Source organism: Mesorhizobium sp. WSM4848 (assembly GCF_055811375.1).
The window spans coordinates 1-19,720 of record NZ_JBVVPX010000012.1; the positions used below are offsets into that span (position 1 = coordinate 1).

Annotated in this window: 9 protein-coding genes; 7 read left to right on the top strand and 2 right to left on the bottom strand. The window is 63.8% G+C overall.

Features of this window, described 5'->3' with window-relative positions; all coding sequences use genetic code 11:
* Nucleotides 1-235: 235 nt before the first annotated feature.
* Nucleotides 236-982 (bottom strand): histidine utilization repressor, encoded by a 747-nt coding sequence (gene hutC / locus AC0L16_RS13500; RefSeq protein WP_473621299.1) that lies wholly within the window; start codon nt 980-982, stop codon nt 236-238.
* Nucleotides 979-2,331 (bottom strand): formimidoylglutamate deiminase, encoded by a 1,353-nt coding sequence (locus AC0L16_RS13505; protein ID WP_473621300.1) that lies wholly within the window; start codon nt 2,329-2,331, stop codon nt 979-981. Before AC0L16_RS13505 ends, hutC begins: the two co-directional genes overlap by 4 nt.
* Nucleotides 2,332-2,431: 100 nt before the next feature.
* Between AC0L16_RS13505 and hutI the strand changes: the two genes are divergently transcribed.
* From hutI to AC0L16_RS13540, 7 genes are all read left to right on the top strand, one after another.
* The gene (gene hutI, locus AC0L16_RS13510; protein ID WP_473621301.1) at nt 2,432-3,667 is read left to right on the top strand and encodes an imidazolonepropionase; all 1,236 of its coding nucleotides are present in this window, start codon (nt 2,432-2,434) and stop codon (nt 3,665-3,667) included.
* Nucleotides 3,664-5,199 (top strand): histidine ammonia-lyase, encoded by a 1,536-nt coding sequence (gene hutH / locus AC0L16_RS13515; RefSeq protein WP_473621303.1) that lies wholly within the window; start codon nt 3,664-3,666, stop codon nt 5,197-5,199. The genes hutI and hutH overlap by 4 nt, the downstream gene beginning before the upstream one ends.
* A gap of 220 nt (nt 5,200-5,419) precedes the next feature.
* Nucleotides 5,420-6,238 (top strand): N-formylglutamate deformylase, encoded by an 819-nt coding sequence (gene hutG, locus AC0L16_RS13520; protein WP_473621304.1) that lies wholly within the window; start codon nt 5,420-5,422, stop codon nt 6,236-6,238.
* A gap of 40 nt (nt 6,239-6,278) precedes the next feature.
* On the top strand, nt 6,279-7,949 hold the full coding sequence (gene hutU, locus AC0L16_RS13525; protein WP_473621305.1) for a urocanate hydratase: 1,671 nt from the start codon (nt 6,279-6,281) through the stop codon (nt 7,947-7,949).
* Nucleotides 7,950-7,957: 8 nt separating this feature from the next.
* Nucleotides 7,958-8,542, top strand: a complete 585-nt coding sequence (locus tag AC0L16_RS13530) for a HutD/Ves family protein (RefSeq protein ID WP_473621306.1) — start codon at nt 7,958-7,960, stop codon at nt 8,540-8,542.
* Between the two features lie 246 nt (nt 8,543-8,788).
* Nucleotides 8,789-17,347, top strand: coding sequence for a glycoside hydrolase family 94 protein (locus AC0L16_RS13535; protein ID WP_473621307.1), 8,559 nt, complete (start codon nt 8,789-8,791; stop codon nt 17,345-17,347).
* A gap of 363 nt (nt 17,348-17,710) precedes the next feature.
* On the top strand, nt 17,711-19,483 hold the full coding sequence (locus AC0L16_RS13540; RefSeq protein WP_473621309.1) for a glucan ABC transporter ATP-binding protein/ permease: 1,773 nt from the start codon (nt 17,711-17,713) through the stop codon (nt 19,481-19,483).
* The last annotated feature ends 237 nt before the right edge of the window (nt 19,484-19,720 follow it).

The window sequence follows — 19,720 nt, forward strand, 5'->3', positions numbered from 1 at the left end:
TTTCGAGCCGACAGCAAAAAGGACACCATGCGTGGCAAAATGATGCGTGCAGGCTGGAACGATGCTTATCTCTTCCATCTCATGACTCAAATGCGATAGCCCTGCCCTCGAGGGGAGGGTCGCGGAGCAAATGCCGCATGGCGGCACTTTGCGGGGTGGGGTCGGTGCGACCACCCCGTCTCGCAATCTCCGCTGCGCTCCGACTGCTCGCCGACCCTCCCCTCAAGGGGGAGGGTTACCCCTGCGACGGCGTGAACCGCGCGACCAGCGTGTGGCTCTCGGCCGCATAGATGAAACGGACATGGGTGACCGGGTGCTCGGCGCTCCATGTCCGCCGCTCGACCACCAGGCAGGGGGCGCCGGCCTCGATATCGAGTGCAGCCGCACTGTGTCTGTCGGCGGCGACGGCGCGGATGCGGTGCTCGGCGGCACTCCATGGCACGCGGGCGATCAGCCACGGCCCAGGCGCAACGGCAAAAAATTCCTCGTTGGCGGCCTCGGCCACAGCGGCCAGGTTGATCAGCCGCTGTTCGTGAGCGAACGGCCGCTTGCCGGCGAAATGCCGGCATTCCAGCGCCAGCACTGGCCCGTTGGAGTCGAGTTCCAGCAAGGTGCGATCCTCGGCGCTGCTGCGCCTTTTATGTCGCGCCACACGCTCGTAGCGATAGGGCAGGCCGAGCGTCTCGACTTCGATCCTGATGTCATGGATTTCCAACACCGCGGCTTGCGACTGCGGCCGCCGGACAAAGCTGCCGGAGCGGCGGCGGCGCTCTATCAGCCCGGCCTTGGCAAGCTGCGACAGCGCCTTGTTCACCGTCATGCGCGAACATTTGTACTCGGCCGTCAATTCGTGCTCGAACGGGATGCGGTGGCCGGGCGCCCAGGCGCCGGACAGGATTCGTTCGCTGATGTCGGACAGGATGCGTTGATGCAGCGAGAGAGGCTCGCCGCCGTCCGCATCCATTGTCTGGATCATGCTCATGCCGAAAGCGCCGTCATCACCTTGCGAAAACGCTCGCCAATAGAATCGCGCCTTGCATGCCTGCCGCTGCTGACCAGTTTCTTGCCATGCACCCAGACACAATCGACCTGGGAACCGTTGGCGAAGATCCACGTGTCGAGCACTGCATCGCCCGTCTTGCCGGCAAGCGACGGGTGCTTGCCATCGAGCGAGATGAAATCGGCTGGGGCGCCAGCAGCGATCCGCGAGGGGCCTGCGCCAAGCGCAGCGCTGCCGCCGTCGAGCGCGGCATCGAACAGTGCGCGTCCGGTCGAACCGCCGGCGACCGCCAGCAGGTTGCGGGCACGGTGGGCGAGGCGCTGCGAATATTCGAGCTGCCGCAATTCGTCCGGCAGGCCGATCAGCACGTTGGAATCGGAGCCGACGCCGAAGCGGCCGCCATGCTGTTTGAACAAAGGTGCTGCAAAGGTGCCGTCGCCGAGATTGGCCTCGGTGATCGGGCAGAGGCCGGCGATTGCTCCGCTTTTCGCCATGGCCGCCGTCTCGGTTTCGGTCATGTGGGTGGCGTGGATCAGGCACCAGCGACTATCGACCCTGGCATTGGCGAGCAGCCATTCGACCGGCCGCGCCCCGGACCAGGCAAGGCAGTCCTCGACCTCCTTCACTTGCTCGGCGATATGGATGTGGATCGGTCCGCGCGGTGCCATTGTCGCGATGTTTTCCAACTGCTCAGGTGTCACGGCGCGCAGACTGTGCGGGGCGATGCCGACGACCGCGTGGTTCAAGGTGCGAACGGTTTCGTGACATTTCTCAACAAGCCGCGAGAACCGATTCATATCGTTGATGAATCGCCGCTGGCCTTCATTCGGCGCCGCGCCGCCGAAAGAGGAATGTGCATAGAAGACCGGCAGCAGCGTCAGCCCAATGCCGGCGTCGGCAGCCGCGGCGGTGATGCGGTCGGCCATTTCGGCGACGTTGGCGTAGGGCTGGCCGTCGCGGTCGTGATGCAGATAGTGAAACTCGCCGACGCGTGAGAACCCAGCCTCCAGCATCTCGACATAGAGCTGCGCGGCGACCGCCTCGACCTGATCCGGCGTCATCGACAGCGCGAAGCGATACATCACCTCGCGCCAGCTCCAGAAACTGTCGGCTGAAGGGCCGCGCAGCTCGGCTAGACCGGCCATGCCGCGCTGGAAGGCGTGGCTGTGCAGGTTCGGTATGCCTGGCAGCAGAATGGCATGGCGTTCGTCGCCGGGCTGGGATGCGGTGTTCGGCTCGACCTTGGCGATGTGGCCATCACTGACGACCATCCGGGTGTTGGAATGCCAGCCGTCGGGCAGAAGCGCCTGTTCCGCAAAGATCGCCGTCACGTTTTTCTCTCCGATCCCCTGTGTCCCGTGCAATGATACCACTTGCAGTCCGTTTCAATATGTATATACATAACCGCGGCCGATTGAAATGGAAAAGATGATGGCTGGAGAGAGCAAAAGCCGGGCAGGGGAGATCCGCCTCTGGCGCAATGCGCGTCTGGCGACCATGGCTGACGGCGCCGCCGGACTGGGTATCGTCGAAGACGGCGCGATCGCCGCGCGCGATGGCCTGATCGTCTATGCCGGCCCGGAAGCCGACATGCCGGCAGCCTTCAGCCAGAACGCCGAGATTGTCGATTGCGAAGGCCGCTGGATCACACCCGGCCTGATCGACTGCCATACTCATCTGGTCCATGCCGGCAATCGCGCCAATGAATTCGAGATGCGGCTGGCCGGCGCCACCTATGAAGAGGTCACCAAGGCCGGCGGCGGCATCGTCTCGTCGGTCAAGGCGCTGCGCGCTGCCAGCCAGCAGGAATTGGTTGCGCAGTCGCTGCCGCGCCTCGACGCGCTGATCGCTGAAGGCCTCACCACCATCGAGGTCAAGTCGGGCTACGGGCTCGATCTCGAAAACGAGAAGAAATCGCTGCGCGCCGCGCGGCTCCTGGGCGAAAACCGTCCAGTAACGGTAACAACGAGCTTCCTCGGCGCGCATGCCCTGCCGCCTGAAGCGAAAGGCGACAAGGACGCGTTTATCGATCTGGTCGCAAACGAGATTTTGCCGTCCGTCACCGCCGAGGGCCTGGCCGACGCGGTCGATGGATTTTGCGAAGGCATCGCCTTTTCGCCCGAGCAGATTTCTCGCGTGTTCGACGCGGCGAAAGCGGCAGGCCTGCCGGTAAAACTCCACGCTGACCAATTGTCCAATCTGCACGGCGCAGAACTTGCGGCGCGTTATGGCGCCCTGTCGGCCGACCATCTCGAATACACTGACGAGGCGGGTGCGGCGGCGATGGCGAGGGCCGGAACCGTGGCGACGATCCTGCCCGGCGCCTACTATTTCATCCGTGAGACCAAGAAGCCGCCGATCGGCCTGTTTCGCCAGCACGGCGTCAAAATGGCGGTCGCCACCGACTGCAATCCCGGCACCTCGCCGCTGACCTCGCTGCTGCTGACCATGAACATGGCGGCGACTTTGTTCGGTCTGACCGTTGACGAATGCCTTGCCGGTGTCACCCGCGAGGCCGCCCGCGCGCTCGGACGGCTCGGAAGAACCGGCACGCTGGAGGCTGGAAAATCAGCCGACCTGGCGATCTGGAACATCGAGCGCCCGGCCGAGCTCGTCTACCGCATGGGCTTCAACCCGCTACGTGCCCGCATCTGGAGGGGACAATGAGTGAACTCAAACTCAAGCCGGGCAACACGACGCTGGCCGACTGGCGCGAAATCTATCGTGGCGCGGTGCCGAAGCTGGACGCGGCCTGCTGGCCAAAGATCAAGGCCAGCGCCGAGGCCGTTGCCCGCATTGTAGCTAAGGGTGAGCCGGTCTATGGCATCAACACCGGTTTCGGCAAATTGGCCAGCGTCCGTATCCCCGCCGCCGATCTCGAGGTGCTTCAACGCAACATCGTGCTGTCGCATGCCGCCGGCGTCGGCGAACCGATGCCGGTCGCTGTTTGCCGGCTCATGATGGCACTGAAGCTGGCCGGCTTGGCGCAGGGCGCCTCCGGCGTACGGCCGCAGACCATTGAGCTGCTCGAAGCGATGCTCGCCAACGACGTCATTCCGGTGGTGCCGGCGCAAGGCTCGGTCGGCGCCTCCGGCGACCTTGCGCCACTGTCGCATATGACGGCGGTGATGATCGGTGTCGGCGAATGTTTTACCCCGCATGGCCGGTTCCCGGCCAAGGTCGCCTTTGTCTCGCATGGGCTGGAGCCGGTCACGCTTGGCGCCAAGGAAGGGTTGGCGCTGCTCAACGGCACACAGTTTTCGACCGCCTATGCGTTGGCCGCCTTGTTCGACGCCGAAGTGCTCTACCAGTCGGCGCTGGTCGCCGGTGCGCTTTCGACCGATGCCGCCAAGGGTTCCGACGCCCCATTCGATCCGCGCATCCATCTGCTGAGGAGGCATCCTGGCCAGATCGAGACGGCAGAGGCGCTGCGCAACCTGATGGCCGGCAGCGCCGTCCGTGAATCGCACCGGCTCGGCGACGAACGCGTGCAGGACCCGTACTGCTTGCGCTGCCAGCCGCAGGTGATGGGTGCGGCGCTCAGCGTGCTGCGCCAGGCCGCCGATACGTTGGGCACCGAGGCTAACGGCGTCACCGACAATCCGCTGATCTTCGCCGAGGACGACACCGCACTTTCCGGCGGCAATTTCCACGCCGAGCCAGTCGCCTTCGCCGCCGACATGATCGCGCTCGCCGTCTGCGAAATCGGCTCGCTGTCGGAACGGCGCATCGCCATGCTGGTCGACCCGGCGCTGTCGGGCATGCCGGCCTTCCTGACGCCGAAGCCAGGCTTGAATTCCGGCTTCATGATCCCGCAAGTGACGGCGGCGGCACTCGTCTCGGAAAACAAGCAAAAGGCCTATCCGGCCAGCGTCGATTCGATCCCGACCTCGGCCAATCAGGAAGACCACGTCTCGATGGCAGCGCATGGCGCGCGACGGCTGATCGGCATGATCGAAAATGCGACGGCCGTCATCGGCATCGAACTGCTGGCCGCCGCGCAAGGCTGCGACTTCCATGCACCGCTGGCATCGAGCGCGCCGCTCGAAGCGGTGCGCAGGCTGGTCAGGGCCGAAGTGCCGCATCTCGACAATGACCGGCATTTCCACCCCGACATGGAAAAGGCCATCGCCATGGTGCGTAGCGGCGCTGCCGTGAAGGCAGCGGGCGCGGTGGCGCTGCCGGGAATCGCGTCGTGAGAGCGCACACCTCGATAGGTCGCGATCCTTCGCGCCCCCCTCTTTCCTGCCGGACATCTCCCCCACGAGGGGGGAGATCGGCGGTCATCGACATTTTCGCCAATCTCCAACGTTGCCGGACTGAGCAAGGCGCCGCAGTTGCCAATCTCCCCCCAAGTGAGGGAGATGTCCGGCAGGACAGAGGGGGGCGACGTAGAGCGCCAAAGCAGGGAGGTCTCTCATGACTGTGCCCTCCTGGCTCACTGTAACGCCCGGCACCGCGCCGCTGCTGGTCTCGATCCCGCACACCGGCATCGATCTCGCAGGCCTTGAGAACCGGCTGGTGTCGCCTTGGCTCGGCCGCCGCGACGCCGACTGGTGGATCGACAAGCTCTATGACTTTGCCGAAGACCTCGGCGCGACGGTGGTGCATACCGCGATTTCACGCACCGTCATCGACGTCAATCGTGACCCATCTGGCGTCTCGCTCTATCCCGGCCAGGCGACGACCGGCTTGTGTCCGACCGAGACCTTCGATGGCGATCCGCTCTATCGCGAGGGTGAGGAGCCTGGACCGTCAGAGGTCGATGAACGCCGCGAAAAGTACTTTGTGCCTTACCATGCCGCCATGCAGGCCGAAATCGACAGGCTGCGCGCCGTGCACCGGAAGATCGTCCTCTATGACTGCCATTCGATCCGCTCGGTGCTGCCGCGGCTGTTTGAAGGCACGTTGCCGGTGTTTAATCTCGGCACCAATGACGGCAAGAGCGCCGATCCGGCCTTGCAGGCAATGGTCGACGAGATCCTCGCCGGAACCGGCGAGACATACGTGGTGAATGGCCGCTTCAAAGGCGGCTGGATCACGCGCCATTTCGGCCAGCCGCAAAACGGCATCCATGCGCTGCAGATGGAACTGTCCAACCGCGGCTATATGCGCGAGCCCAAAAGCAAGGGTGCGCCGGACAATTGGCCGGTGCCTTACGACCCCGCATTCGCCGCGCCGATCCGCGCCACGCTGAAGCGGATACTGGAAAGCGCGATTGCCTGGGCCGGGCGCTGACGCTTCGCCGCGCAGCTCATTCGAAAGGAAAAGTGACGCCATGACCGATCCTCGCCACAACATCCGCGAAGTCCGCAGTCCGCGTGGCAGCGAACTCAACGCCCGCACATGGCTGACTGAAGCGCCGTTGCGCATGCTGATGAACAATCTCGATCCCGACGTCGCCGAAAACCCTAACGAACTGGTCGTCTATGGCGGCATCGGCCGGGCGGCGCGCACCTGGAACGACTTTGATCGCATCGTCGCCTCTCTGAAGACGCTTGGAGACGACGAGACGCTGCTGGTGCAGTCCGGCAAGCCGGTCGGCGTGTTTCGGACCCACACCGATGCGCCGCGCGTCCTGATCGCCAATTCCAACCTCGTGCCGCACTGGGCGACATGGGAGAAATTCAACGAGCTCGATAAGAAGGGCCTGATGATGTACGGCCAGATGACGGCCGGCTCGTGGATCTACATCGGCACCCAAGGCATCGTGCAGGGCACCTACGAGACCTTCGTCGAGGCCGGCCGCCAGCATTACGGCGGCAACCTCAGGGGCAAATGGATCCTGACCGGCGGCCTCGGCGGTATGGGCGGCGCCCAGCCGTTGGCCGCGGTCATGGCCGGCGCCTGCTGCCTGGCGATCGAATGCGATCCCGACCGCATCGATTTCCGGCTGCGCACCCGCTATGTCGACGAACGCGCCGACACGCTCGACGAGGCGCTGGAAAAGATCGAGCGCTGGACCAGGGCCGGCGAGGCGAAATCGGTCGGCCTGGTCGGCAACACCGCAGACGTCGTGCCGGAACTGGTGCGGCGTGGCGTGCGCCCCGACCTGGTCACCGACCAGACGTCGGCGCATGATCCGCTCAACGGCTATCTGCCCAAAGGCTGGTCGCTCGCCGAATGGCGCGAGAAGCGCGCCAGCGACCCGAAGGCGGTCGAAAAGGCGGCGCGCGCGTCGATGCGCGAACATGTCGAGGCGATGGTGGCGTTCTGGAACGCCGGCGTGCCGACGCTCGACTATGGCAACAACATCCGCCAGGTGGCGAAGGAGGAAGGATTCGACAACGCCTTTGCCTTCCCGGGTTTCGTGCCGGCCTACATCCGGCCGCTGTTTTGTCGCGGGATCGGTCCGTTTCGCTGGGCAGCCCTCTCAGGCGATCCCGAGGACATCTACAAGACCGATGCCAAGGTGCGCGAGCTGACGCCCGGCAACACCCACCTGCACAGCTGGCTCGACATGGCGCGTGAGCGCATCGCGTTCCAGGGTCTGCCGGCGCGCATCTGCTGGGTTGGTCTCGGCGACCGCCACCGGCTCGGCCTCGCCTTCAACGAGATGGTGGCGAAAGGCGAGCTCAAGGCGCCGGTGGTCATCGGCCGCGATCATCTCGATTCAGGCTCGGTCGCCTCGCCGAACCGCGAGACGGAATCGATGAAGGACGGCTCGGACGCCGTGTCCGACTGGCCGCTGCTCAATGCGCTGCTCAACACCGCGTCCGGCGCAACCTGGGTATCGCTGCATCATGGCGGCGGCGTCGGCATGGGCTTTTCGCAACATGCCGGCATGGTCATCGTTGCCGACGGCACACGCGAAGCGGCCAAACGCCTGGAGCGGGTGCTATGGAACGACCCCGCAACCGGCGTCATGCGCCACGCCGATGCCGGCTATGACCTCGCCGTCGACTGCGCCAGGGAGCACCAGCTCAACCTGCCAGGCATCCTCGGCTGAATCGCGCCTTGCGCATTCTCCGGGCAGCCGAATACCGGTCCATGCCGTGGAAGAACGGCGGCGGGGTGACGATGGAAATCGCCGTCTCGCCCGCAGGTGCTGCGCTTGATGATTTCGACTGGCGCGTCTCCATGGCGCGCGTCGAAAGCGGTGGACCATTCTCCGAGTTTGCCGGAGTGGACCGAAGCTTGGCCGTGCTGGAAGGCGAGGGGATTGTCCTTGATATCGCCGGCCGCCCGGCGGCTACGGTGACCAAAACTTCCGCCCCGCTTTCCTTTCCGGCCGATGTGCCGACGCAAGCAGCGCTGATCACCGGTCCGATCACCGATCTCAACGTCATGACGCGGCGTGGGCGGATGACCCATGCCGTGGATCGCTTGGTGATTTCAGCCCCGACGGACATCCAGTCGGCCGATGCGACCCTCATCCTGTGTTTTGATGGCGAGATCACGGTGGCCGGCGCGGCGCCTGTCCGCATCGGACCGCGCGACGCGCTGTTGCTCGGGCCGGACGCTCTGTCACAGCGCCTGGAGCCTGCGCGACCGGCGACGCTGTTCGTGATCCGCATCGATCGCGTTGCTGCAAACGATTAACGCCTGTTTCGAAACATGATCACAACACCGCCGAAATATGCCGTAAGCTCAAGCCCAGATCACGAAAAAGCCTGAATCCTTCCGTCGATCAAGTCCCGGCGGGAGGGAGGTGGTTCGTCTGCAGGTCTTGGTGCGAAAATAAACTTTCGGCCCTTGTTTCGATGCAACCAATTCCATTTCAATCGGTTCTAGGGACATTGCCGTGGCGGTGACGCCGCTAACGCGTCCCCCCATGCGGAATTTTCAATGAAGATACAGACAGACCCCACCCAATTGGAAAAGACGAGCGCGAGCTTTCCGGCCATCACGGAAGAGCCGATACGCTCCAATTTCCTGCCGGAAGAGCGCCTGCGCACGCTGGGTGCAAGCCTCGCCAAGGGTGACGTCAAGGATCTGTTCGGCCTGGAGCCGTTCGATTTCCAGCCACGCGTCCGCGACAGCGCCAGCAAGATCCTCGAAGTCTACCGTTCGACCAATGCCGCGCAGGCGAGAGGCGAGACGATCACGCCGGCGGCGCAATGGCTGCTCGACAACAACTATCTGGTCGAGGAAACCATCTTCCAGGTCAAGCGCGACCTGCCACGCCGCTTCTATCGTCAGTTGCCGACACTGAAGCTGTCCGACGGCGCCAGCGTGCCGCGCGCGCTTGCGCTGGCCTGGACCTATGTCGCGCATTCGGACAGCTCCGTCTCGGCGGCGATGTTCAAGGCGATCGTCGAAGGCTTTCAGGCTGTCGAGCCGCTGAAGATCGGCGAGCTCTGGGCGCTGCCGTCACTGCTGCGCTTCGTTCTGATTGAAAATCTTCGCCGGATCGCGGTCCGGGTCAGTCGTACCCGGCAGATGCGCCAGATTGCCAACGAGGTCGCAGACCGCGTGCTGGCACTCGATGAAACCGCCGACCGTCAGGCGATCCTGTCGAACTACGTCGCCCATGCACAGGACACCACCTTCGCCACCCAATTGCTCTACCGCCTGCGCGACGGGTCGCAAAATGCCGGCAGGGCGCTGGAATGGCTGGAGGGCGAGCTTGAAAAGTCCGGCTCCGATGCCGAGGAAATCATCATCAGCGAGCATCGCACGCTGTCCGGCGGCAATGTAACCACCGGTAACATCATCCGCGGCCTCAGGCTTATCAACGATATCGACTGGACGGTTTGGTTCGAAGGTGTCAGCCGCATCGACACCTTGCTGCGCGAGCGCACCGATTTCGCCGCGCTCGATTTCTTCTCGCGCGACCAGTACCGGACCGCGATCGAGGAAATGGCGCGCCGCTCCGATCGTTCCGAATTCCGCGTTGCTGAAAAGGCGATCGAACTCGCCGGCCATGCCGCTGTCGCCGATACCACCGTCACCGGTCCGACCGCTCACACCGACGTCGGGTTCTTTCTGGTCGGCCCGCGCCGGCTGGAACTGGAAAAGGCGATCGGCTATCGGCCGACGGTCAGCGTCACGATCAAACGGGCGTTCGGCAAGACCGGATGGCTGGGCATTGTCGTGCCGGTGTTCGCGCTGACGGTCCTGCTTCTTGTCCTCTCCGGCAATGCCCTTGCCAGTCTCGGCCTGTCCATACCGTCGATCGTCCTGATGCTGGCGCTGTTCGCCGTGCCGGCCAGCGAAGGCGCGCTTGCCTTCTTCAACACCGTCGTATCGTTGTTCCTGAAGCCGACGCGCCTCGTCGGCTACGACTATAAACGCGACATGCCGCCGGAGGCGCGCACGCTGGTGGTGGTGCCGTCGCTGATCGGCTCGCGCGACGACGTCGAGGAGAACATCCGCAACATCGAAGTGCACCACCTGGCCAACACGGCGGACGAAATCCATTTCGCTCTGCTTTCGGACTGGCCGGACAGCAAAACCGAAATCGATGCAGCGGATATCGAGATCCTCCAATATGCTCGCGACGAGATCGCGCGGCTGAACGCCCGCTATCCCAGCGAAGGCGCGCCGCGTTTCTACGTCCTGCACCGCCGGCGGCTCTACAATCAATCCCAGGGCGCCTGGATGGGCTGGGAGCGCAAGCGCGGCAAGCTGCACGAACTGAATCTTCTGCTGCGTGGTGACAGCGACACCACCTTTCTGCCGCTGGACGTGCCGTTGCCGGAAAACGTCATCCATGTGATGACGCTGGATGCCGACACGCGCACCACCCGCGATGCCGTCGCCAGTTTGGTTGGCAAGCTTTGCCATCCGCTCAACCGCCCGCATTACGATGCGGCAAAGCGCGTCGTCAGCGCCGGCTACACCATCCTGCAGCCGCGCATCACCGCTTCGCTTACCAGCGGCGACGACGCATCCTTCTTCCAGCGGGTCTTTTCTGCCAATCGCGGCCTCGATCCCTACGTGTTTGCCGTCTCGGACATCTACCAGGACGTCTTCGGCGACGGCTCCTTCACCGGCAAGGGGCTCTATCACGTCGACGCCTTCGAGGCGGCGCTGAAGGGCCGCATCGAAGAAAACACCGTCCTCAGCCACGATCTGCTCGAAGGCGCGTTGGCGCGCGCGGCACTGGTCACTGACGTCGAACTGGTCGAGGACTATCCGACCCGCTATTCGGTCGACGCGTCGCGCCACCATCGTTGGGCGCGCGGCGACTGGCAGCTTCTGGGCTTCATTCTCAATCCGCGTTCCGCCGTGCCGGCGCTGTCGCGCTGGAAGATGGTCGACAATCTGCGCCGGTCGCTGACGCCGATCTTCTGGGTGATGGCCGCGATCGCCGGCTGGACGCTGCTGCCCTTCACCCAGGCCGCGCAATGGCAGGCGCTGCTGATCCTCACACTTTTCATGGCGCCGACATTCGACATCGTCCACGCCATCCTGCCGAAAAGCGGCGACCAGACGCCGCGCGGTCATTTCTCGGCGCTGGCGCGCGACGTCGTCTTCGGCACCGCCCTAGTGGCTCTGAAGATCGTGCTGATGGCGCATCTGGCCTGGATGATGGGCGATGCCATCATTCGCACGCTCTACCGCCTGTTCGTCAGCCGGAAGAACCTGCTCGAATGGCGCACTGCCTCGCAGGCTCACAAGAACGGTGACAACGATCTCGGCTCCTATTACGGCATCATGTACGGCGCGGTGATCGTTGGCCTCGTCGGCCTCGCCATCCCTGTTGTAGCCGATTCCACCGGAGCTTTCGTGGCCTTCTTCTTCGCGCTGTTCTGGATCGGCTCGCCGGCCTTCGCCTTCTTTATCAGCCGCTCGGCCGAAACCGAGGACCGTTTGCGCATATCGGCGGCCGACATCCATGCGCTGCGCACGATTGCGCGGCGCACATGGCACTATTTCGAGACCTTCGTGACGGCCGAGCATCACAATCTGCCGCCTGACAATTTCCAGGAAAGTCCGGCGCCCGTCGTGGCGCCCCGCACCTCACCGACCAATATCGGCGTCTATCTCCTGTCAGTGGTTTCGGCCCGCGATTTCGGCTGGATCAGCCTGTCCGACGCCACCACCCGCATCGACGCGACGATGTCGACGATCGAGAGCATGCCGCGTGAGCGCGGCCATCTCTTCAACTGGTATGACACGACGACGCTGAAGCCGCTCTATCCGCTGTACATTTCCGCAGTCGATAGCGGCAATCTCGCTGGTCATCTGGTGGCGGTGGCGGCAGCCTGTGCCGAATGGGCGGAAGCGCCTGCAGTCCACCTTCAGGGCGACTTCGAGGGTATCCTCGATACGGTGACGATCCTCGACGAAAGCCTAGCGGAGTTGCCTGACGACCGCCGTCAGTTGCGGCCGCTGCGCCAGCGACTTGCCGATCGCCTCGACGGCATGCGACGCGCGGTCGAATCGATCAAGGCACAGCCCGAGATGGCGTCGATCCGCACCATCAACCTGGCCGTTCTGGCCGGCGAGATCCGCAAGCTCGCCATCGCTATCCATACCGAGGCCGCATCGACGCAGAGCGACACCATCGCCGACTGGGCGGCGAGACTGGAAGCCACCTGCGAAGCGCATGTCCATGACGCCCATAGCGACGACAATGCCGTCGAGGCGCTGCGGGCCAAGCTTCTGTCGTTGCGCGAGCGCACGCGCCGCTTTGCCTTCGAGATGGATTTCTCCTTCCTCATGCGCAAGGAACGCAAGCTTCTGTCGATCGGCTACCGGGTCGAGGAGCATCAGCTCGACGAAAGTTGCTACGACCTGCTGGCTTCCGAGGCGCGGCTGACCAGCCTATTTGCCATAGCCAAGGGCGATCTGCCGACGGAGCACTGGTTCCACCTCGGCCGGCCGATCGTCGAGATCGGGTTCAAGGGCGCGCTGATGTCCTGGTCCGGCTCGATGTTCGAGTATTTGATGCCGCCGCTGGTGATGAAGGAACCGCAAGGCAGCATCCTCAACCAGACCAGCAAGCTCATCATCAAGCGCCAGATCCAGTACGGCCGCTCGAAGAACGTGCCCTGGGGGATTTCGGAAGCGGCCTACAACGCCCGCGATCGCGAACTGACCTACCAGTACACCAATTTCGGCGTGCCTGGGCTGGGCCTGAAGCGAGGTCTTGGCCAGAACACGGTGATTGCCCCTTATGCGACCGTGCTGGCGGCGCAGTTCACCCCGCGTGAATCGGTGCAGAACCTGGCCAGGCTGAGGCGGCTCGGCGCCCTTGGCCGGCACGGCTTCTACGATGCGGTCGATTTCACGCCGCAGCGCGTGCCGGAGGGCACTGACCATGTCGTGGTGCTGAACTACATGGCCCACCATTCCGGCATGTCGATCGCCGCGGTCGCCGACGCCATCTTCGAAGGACGCCTGCGCGACCGCTTCCACAGCGATCCGGTGATCGAGTCTGCCGAGTTGCTGCTGCAGGAAAGGGCGCCGCGCGACATCCCGACCGCCACCGTCAGAACCGAGGCCGACGAACGGTCGAAGGACGAAACGGAAGCCGAGAGCCCCGATACGCGCATCGTGCTCAACCCGCTCAAGGCGCTGCGTTCGACCAGCGTCATGTCCAATGGCCGCTACTCGGTCATGGTTACTGCGACCGGCTCCGGCTACAGTCGCTGGGGCGAGCTTGCTGTCACACGCTGGCAGCCGGATCCGACCGAGGATCGGCTTGGCTCCTATATCTTCCTGCGCGATTCCGGCACCGGCGACTGGTGGTCGGCCACCGCCGAGCCGAAGCGTGCCATCCACGAAGAGGTGCGGACGCTGTTCTCCGACGACAAGGCGAGCTTCGTCAAGTCAGTGGGATCACTGCGTTCGGAGGTCGAATGCATCGTCATTTCGGAGGGCAATGGCGAAGGCCGGCGGGTGACGCTCTACAATGACGGCTCGGTCGACCGGCATATCGAAGTGACCTCGTTCGCGGAACTGGTGCTGGGCTCCGAAGCATCCGACAACGCGCATCCGGCGTTCTCGAAAATGTTCGTGGAAACCGAAATCGCTTCGAATAACGCAGCGATCTTCGCCACCAGACGTAAGCGGGAAACGGACGAGCCTGATGTCGCCATGGTGCATTTCGTCACCGACCCGTCTGGGTCGACGCGCGACGCCGAGGCCGAAACCGACCGGCGCGCCTTCATAGGCCGCGGCCGCACCATTACCGAGGCCGCCGCCTTTGATCCAGGCGCCAAGCTTGGCGGCCATTCCGGCTTCACGCTGGATCCGGTCGCAGCACTTCGCCGACAGGTGCGCGTGCCGGCCAACAAGAAGATATCGCTGACCTTCTGGACTGCCGTCGGCGCCAACCGTGCCGAACTCGAAGAAGCCATTGCGCGGCTTGATCATCCGGAAGCCTTCGCGCGCCAGGCGATGCTCGCCTGGACCCGCTCGCAGGTGCAGACCCGGCATCTCGGTCTCAGCCTTGCCGATGCCGCCAATGTGCAGAACCTGGCGCGCTACCTGATCTATCCGGATCCGTTCCTGCGGCTTCCGGCCGAATCGATCGCTTCCGGGCTCGGTAGGCAATCGGGCCTATGGCCGACCAGCATATCCGGCGATTTTCCGATTTTCCTGGTCAGGATCGGCGATGTCGCCGATCTCGAAATCGTTGCTCAGGCGCTCCGCTTCCAGGAATACATGCGCGCCCGCGGCATGATGATCGACTTTGTCGTCGTCAACGAGCAGGCTTCGTCCTACGTGCAGGACCTGCAACGGGCGGTGGAGACGCTGTGCGAAAACAGCCGCCTGCGCGGTAAGGAGCTAGGACCCCGACAGCACATCTTCGCGGTGCGCCGCGACCTCATGGACGAGGCGACCTACAAGACGCTGCTGGCCACCGCGCGCGTCGTTCTGCACACGCGCAACGGCACCATCTTCGATCAGATCGAGCGCGCCGAGGCCGCTGCGCTGCAAGCGCGGGACGCCTTGCAGCCGGCGGGTGCAGCAGCGCTTCGTGAACCGTCTCTGCCGGCGCCACAGACGTGGACCCAAGCCCCGTTCGAAGGCAGTGCCGACGGCAGCGGGCTCAACCAATGGAACGGTTTTGGCGGCTTCGACGGCGACGGACGCCACTATGTCGTGCGCCTTGCTGGCCGGCGCACGACGCCGCAGCCCTGGATCAACGTCGTCTCCAACGCCTCGTTCGGTTTCCACGTTTCGGCTGAAGGCGCTGCCTTCACCTGGAGCCGGAACAGCCGCGACTATCAACTGACGCCGTGGGCGAACGACCCAGTCACCAACCGGCCAGGCGAGGGCATTTATATTTACGACCATGCCAGCGGCCGGGCGTTCTCGCCGCTGGCCGCCGTCGTCCGCGATCCCGCCATGACCTACGAAACATGGCACGGGCAGGGGTTTTCGACCTTCCGTTCGAAGCGCGGGCCGCTGTCGATGGACCTTACCCATGTGGTGGATTCCGTCGATCCGGTGAAAATCTCCCGGTTGCGCATCCAGAATTCCGGATCGGCGCCGGCGCGACTGCGCGTCTATGCCTATGCGGAATGGGTTCTTGGCAGCCATCGTTCGCGCACGGCGGCGACCATCGTTCCGTCCAGGGATGCCGCGACGGGCGCGTTGCTGGCGCAAAATCCCTACGGGCTCGATTTCAGCGAGCGGGTCGCCTTCCTGGCCGCCGACGGCGCGGCGCACTCGGTGACGGCCGACCGCGGCGAGTTCATTGGCCGCCACGGCACCAGCGAACTCCCGCAAGCCGTGCTCAGCGGCGCAAGCCTGTCGGGCCGCGTCGAGGCGGGCGACGATCCTTGTGCGGCAATTGCACGCGACGTCGACATTCCCGCCGGCGGCGACGTGACGCTGCTCTGGCTGCTCGGCGATGCGGCCTCTGCCGAGGAAGCCAGCGCGCTGGTACAGCATCATTGCAGCAAGGATTTCGATCAGCGGCTGGCTGACAATGAACGCACCTGGCGAGGGTTTCTCGACACCATCCAGGTCGAGACGCCGGACAGGGCGCTCAACGCGATGGTCAACCATTGGCTGCCCTATCAGAGCCTTGCCTGCCGCATCCGCGCCCGCTCGGCGTTTTACCAGGCGAGCGGCGCCTTTGGCTTCCGCGATCAGTTGCAGGACACGCTGGCTCTGCTTGTCCATGATCCGAAACTGGCGCGCGACCAGATCCTCAACGCGGCGCGGCGGCAATTCCCCGAAGGCGACGTGCAGCATTGGTGGCTGCCGCGAACCGAGGCAGGCGTCCGCACCATGATTTCCGACGACGTGGTCTGGCTCGCCCATGCCACGGCACACTACTTGCTGGTGACCGGCGATACCGCGATCCTCAGGGAACAACTGCCCTTCATCGAAGGGCCGCCGCTGGAAGAAGGCGAGCACGACGCGTTTTTCACGCCGGAGATATCGAAGAGGACTGCTTCACTCTACGATCATTGCGCGCGCGCACTTGACCTTGCCATCAAGCGCAGCAGCCCCGCCGGACTGCCGCTGATCCTCGGCGGTGACTGGAACGACGGCATGAACCGTGTCGGCGAGCGCGGCAAGGGCGAGAGCGTCTGGCTGGGTTGGTTCCTGCTGAAGACGCTGGGCGACTTTGCAGCTGTCGCCAAGGCGGAAGGCGACGCCAAGCGCGCGCAAGCCTGGACAAAACACGCCAGCGTGCTGAAGCGGGCGCTGGAAAGCACGGCCTGGGACGGTGAATGGTATCGTCGCGGCAGCTTCGACGACGGCACGCCGCTGGGGTCGCGCAGCTCGCAGGAATGCAAGATCGACTCGATTGCCCAGTCGTGGAGCGTGCTGTCGGGCGAGGGCGATCCGGCGCGATCGACGACGGCGATGCAGCAGGCGATGAAAATGCTCGTCGACGACGAGCTCAACATCGTCAAGCTTTTCACCCCGCCCTTTTCCAGGACGGAACAGAACCCAGGCTACATCAAGAGCTACCCGCCGGGTGTCCGTGAAAACGGCGGCCAGTACACCCACGCGGCGACGTGGTTCGTCATTGCGCTCGCCGAAATGGGGCGCGTCGACGACGCCTACCGCTGCTTCTCGATGCTCAACCCGGTCAACCATGCGCTCGACGAGGCCGCTGCCGAGCACTACCGCGTCGAGCCTTATGTCGTCGCGGCAGACGTCTACGCCGGGCAAGGCAAGGGCGGCCGCGGCGGCTGGACCTGGTATACCGGCTCGGCCGGCTGGCTTTATCGCGCGGCGGTCGAAGGCATCCTCGGCATCGAGCGCAGGGGCGAGCGCATCCAGTTCAGGCCGAAACTGCCCAGCCATTGGGATGGCTATGCGGCAACGCTCAAGGTGCTGGGGGCCGAGCTCAGGGTTCAGGTTGTCCGCGACAAGAAGGCCAAAGCCGTCTCGCTCGAGGTAAATGGTAAAAAGACGAAGGCTTCGTCTTTCGAACCGAAAGCCGGCGACAAGTCCGATCTGGTCGTCAGGATACCGGCGTAGCTTCGAGGATTTGGAGCGTCTTTGTACATCTTGATGATGTGCGTTATTTAAAGTTGCTCGAGAAATTCTATTGCGCATGAGATTTCCCAAAAGCCGATGCAGGCTTTTGGGATTCGTACATGCCCAGTTGCTGATTAAAATTTCGGCAGTGCTTCCAGCCTGCCACGATTTTGCCGCAAGGCTGACATTTTATCTTTCTTCTCAAACCGTTAGGTGATCACGACAGATTTCGCAGCGTCGCCATCTTTTGTTCGCGAATTGGGAACTGAAGGGGTACGAGGGCATTGTTTCGCGACACGTCAACGAGTACGAGTCAGAAAATGATGCAGTGCACAATAACAACAATTTGCCGGAGTAGCTGAAGTGTCCCTTCTGCAAATCTACTGGAGAGCGCTCGGTTATCTCGCTGCCGACAGAAAACGCGTCGCGTTTATCTGTGGGGCGAATGTCGCGCTTGCGATTATCGCCATCCTTGAGCCGATCATGTTCGGACGGGTGATCGATGCCATTTCGGACGGCGGCTCGGTCTTTTCGACGCTCGGCCTATGGGCCGGTATCGGCGTCTTCAACGTCATCGCCTTCGTTCTGGTGGCGCGCGGCGCGGACCGTTTTGCCCACGCCAGGCGCAGCGAGGTCCTTTGCCAGTCGTTCGAGCGCGTGATCACCATGCCGCTTGCCTGGCATCATCAGCGCGGCACCTCCAATTCCCTGCATACGCTGCTGCGCGCGGTCGAGACCTTGTTCAGCCTCTGGCTCGAGTTCATGAGGCAGCATTTGTCCACCGTTGTCGCGCTGGTTCTGCTGGTGCCGACGGCGCTCAGCATGGATATTCGCATGTCGATGGTCCTGCTGGCGCTGGGCGCGCTCTACGTCGGAATCGGCCGGCTGGTGATGCGTCGTACCAGGGAAGGCCAGGCGTCCGTGGAGCGGCACTTTCACCAGGTGTTCGCGCATGTGAGCGACTCGGTCAGCAATGTCGCCGTGCTGCAGAGCTACAATCGCATCGGCCACGAGACCGACGCCTTGAAGCGCTATGTCAAGAATCTGCTTGATGCCCAGTATCCGGTGCTCGACTGGTGGGCGTTGGCCAACGCTCTGCACCGTCTGTCGTCGACCATTTCGATGATGGTCGTGCTGTTGATCGGCTCCTATCTGGTCATGCATGGCCAATTGCGTATCGGTGACGTCATCGCGTTTACCGGCTTTGCCACGCTGCTGATCGCCCGGCTCGACCAGATGTCGGCCTTCGCCAACCAGATTTCGGAAGCCAGGGCCAAGCTCGAGGAATTTTATCGGCTTGAGGACTCCGCGGCCGACGCCGCCGAGCCGGACGGGTTGCGTGACCTGGTCAACGTCACTGGTCATGTGCGTTTTGAAAACGTCAATTTCGAATTCGCCAATTCGGGGCAGGGCGTGAACGACGTGTCGTTCGAGGTCCGCGCCGGCCAGACCGTGGCCATCGTCGGCCCGACGGGCGCAGGCAAGACCACGCTCATCAATCTTTTGCAGCGGGTCTTTTCGCCGTCCAGCGGCCGTATCCTGATTGATGGCATCGATACCCGCACGGTGACCCGCAAGTCGCTGCGCCACTCGATCGCCACCGTGTTCCAGGATGCGGGCCTGCTCAACCGCTCGATCGAGGACAATATCCGCGTCGGGCGCGCCGAGGCGACCTATGATGAGGTCCACGCCGCCGCCAATGCCGCTGCCGCGCAGGATTTCATCCTGTCGAAGAGCAACGGCTACGATACGGTCGTCGGCGAACGCGGCGGACAGCTTTCGGGCGGCGAGCGCCAGCGTATCGCAATCGCGCGCGCCGTGCTGAAGGATTCGCCGATCCTGGTGCTTGACGAAGCGACCAGCGCGCTTGACGTCGAGACGGAAGATCGCGTCAAGGAAGCGATCGACGAATTGCGGCGCGGCCGCACCACCTTCATCATCGCCCACCGCCTGACCACTGTTCGCGATGCCGATCTGGTCGTTTTCATGGACAAGGGCAAGGTGGTCGAAATGGGTGGCTTCGCCGAATTGTCGATGCGCAATGGCCGCTTCGCCAGCCTGTTGCGCGCCGGCGGCCTGCTCAACGACGAGGAAGTCCGCCGCCTCAGCCGCACCATCACGGACGCGGCCGCCTGAGCTGCCAGGCCCGCCCTTCTCCCCTTGTGGGAGAAGGTGGCCGAGCGAAGCTCGGTCGGGTGAGGGGTGTTCCAGCTTGGCGCAACCCTCCATCCAGAATCGAAATTCAGGCGCAAGGCAGATAGGATCTTTGCGCCTCACTCCTTCCAGCACCCCTCATCCGGCTCGGCGCTAACGCGCCGATCCACCTTCTCCCACAAGGGGAGAAGGGAACGCGCACCCGCGCCACGGTGCTGT

Bases quoted from the DNA above. Each gene is read 5' to 3' on its own strand.
- hutC (WP_473621299.1), bottom strand. From the start codon at position 982: ATGAGCATGATCCAGACAATGGATGCGGACGGCGGCGAGCCTCTCTCG.
- AC0L16_RS13535 (WP_473621307.1), top strand. From the start codon at position 8,789: ATGAAGATACAGACAGACCCCACCCAATTGGAAAAGACGAGCGCGAGC.
- hutG (WP_473621304.1), top strand. From the start codon at position 5,420: ATGACTGTGCCCTCCTGGCTCACTGTAACGCCCGGCACCGCGCCGCTG.
- hutU (WP_473621305.1), top strand. From the start codon at position 6,279: ATGACCGATCCTCGCCACAACATCCGCGAAGTCCGCAGTCCGCGTGGC.
- hutI (WP_473621301.1), top strand. From the start codon at position 2,432: ATGGCTGGAGAGAGCAAAAGCCGGGCAGGGGAGATCCGCCTCTGGCGC.
- hutH (WP_473621303.1), top strand. From the start codon at position 3,664: ATGAGTGAACTCAAACTCAAGCCGGGCAACACGACGCTGGCCGACTGG.